Below are 1,891 nucleotides of genomic sequence, written 5' to 3' on the forward strand. Positions count from 1 at the left end.
TTATGGCCCGATTAAATTTATTGGAAGAAACCCGGTACGAGAAGCTGCCGGTAAGTGTTTATGGCAGTAAGCAGCAGGCATCCGTGGCCGTAGCCGCAAGGATAGCCGCCCTCATCCGCGACAAGCAGGCACGTGGGGAAAAAGCCGTGCTGGGTTTGGCTACCGGGGTTACACCGATTGCCATTTATGCCGAACTGGTACGCTTACACAAGGAAGATGGTTTATCGTTTAAAGATGTCATCACTTTTAACCTCGATGAATATTATCCCATGAAGCCAGATGCTGCCCAAAGCTATGTTACTTTCATGTACGAGCATTTGTTTGGTCTGGTGGATATCGATAAGGCCAATGTGCACATTCCCGATGGTACTGTTGATAAGGATGAGGTAGTAGCTTTTTGCCTGAACTATGAACGCCAGATAGAGGAGTTAGGCGGGCTTGATCTGCAACTGTTAGGGATCGGCCGTACCGGTCACATCGGTTTTAACGAGCCGGGATCGGCACCCAACTCGGGTACACGTTTGGTTACTTTAGATGACCTTACCCGTAACGATGCTTCCCGTGATTTTGGCGGTAAGGCCAATGTGCCCACCAAAGCCATCACCATGGGTATCGGTACCATTTTTAAAGCCCGCGAGATCATCCTGATGGCCTGGAGCAAAAAGAAGGCACCTATCATCAAAAAAGCGGTAGAAGGGGAAATGTCGGGCGAGGTACCGGCTACTTACCTGCAGCTGTCTGATCATGTAGAGTTTGTGCTGGATGAGGATGCGGCATCTGAACTTACCCGTTTTGATACGCCGTGGTTAGTAAAAGATTGTTCCTGGGATGATAATTTATTAAAGAAGAAAGCCGTGATCTGGCTGGCTGATACCATCAGCAAACCGATATTAAAACTTACTGAGGAGGATTACAATAACCATGGTATGGCGCAGTTAGCTGTAGAGCAGGGTCCGGTATACAATATCAACATTGATATTTTTAACCAGATCCAGCATACCATTACCGGCTGGCCGGGCGGCAAGCCCAATGCCGATGATTCGCAACGGCCGGAGCGGGCTTTACCTGCCAAAAAACGTTCGGTGATCTTTTCTCCTCACCCGGATGATGATGTGATCTCTATGGGTGGTACGTTCATCCGTTTGGTTGACCAGGGGCATGATGTGCATGTAGCTTATCAAACATCGGGTAATACCGCTGTTTGGGATGATGATGTATTGCGTTACATGGAGTTTGCTATTGATTTTACCAACAGCATTGGCGAAGATGCGGGTCATTTAGCTAAGTTATATGAAGAGATGCGTGCTTTTTTCCCGCAGAAACAGCCTAACCAGATAGATACCCGGGAGATCCGCAATGTAAAAGGGTTCATCCGTAAAACGGAGGCTATCTCGGGTGCGCGTTACGCGGGGTTGACCGACGATCATATCCATTTTATGGCTTTGCCTTTTTATGAAACGGGCAAAACCAAGAAGAATACCGTGGGCGAGGAAGATATCTTATTAACCATTGAACTTCTGCAAAAAATAAAACCGCAGCAGATCTTTGCCGCAGGTGATTTTGCTGATCCTAACGGTACGCACCTGGTTTGTTTCAACATTATCATTGCCGCCCTTAAACGCTTAAAAGGTACCGAAGCATGGGTGGATGATTGCTGGCTTTGGATGTACCGCGGGGCATGGCATGAGTTCCCTACTTACGAAATTGAAATGGCCGTACCACTTTCGCCCCAGGAGGTGATCCGCAAGCGGAATGCCATCTTCAAACATCAGTCCCAAAAAGACAGGCCGGTGTTCCCCGGTGATGATGCCCGTGAGTTTTGGGTACGTGCCGAAGACCGCACCCGTGATACCGCGCAAAGATATGACCGACTTGGCCTTGCTGAATATGA

The 1,891-nt window shown here is 48.4% G+C and carries 1 protein-coding gene; it reads left to right on the forward strand.

What is annotated here, in order from left to right:
• Window positions 1-2: 2 nt before the first annotated feature.
• On the forward strand, window positions 3-1,891 hold a 1,889-nt coding region (locus tag BLS59_RS31050; RefSeq protein ID WP_091157918.1), incomplete at its 3' end, for a glucosamine-6-phosphate deaminase.

Origin of the sequence: Mucilaginibacter pineti (genome assembly GCF_900101875.1) — a bacterium.
In the GTDB taxonomy this organism is placed as follows: domain Bacteria; phylum Bacteroidota; class Bacteroidia; order Sphingobacteriales; family Sphingobacteriaceae; genus Mucilaginibacter; species Mucilaginibacter pineti.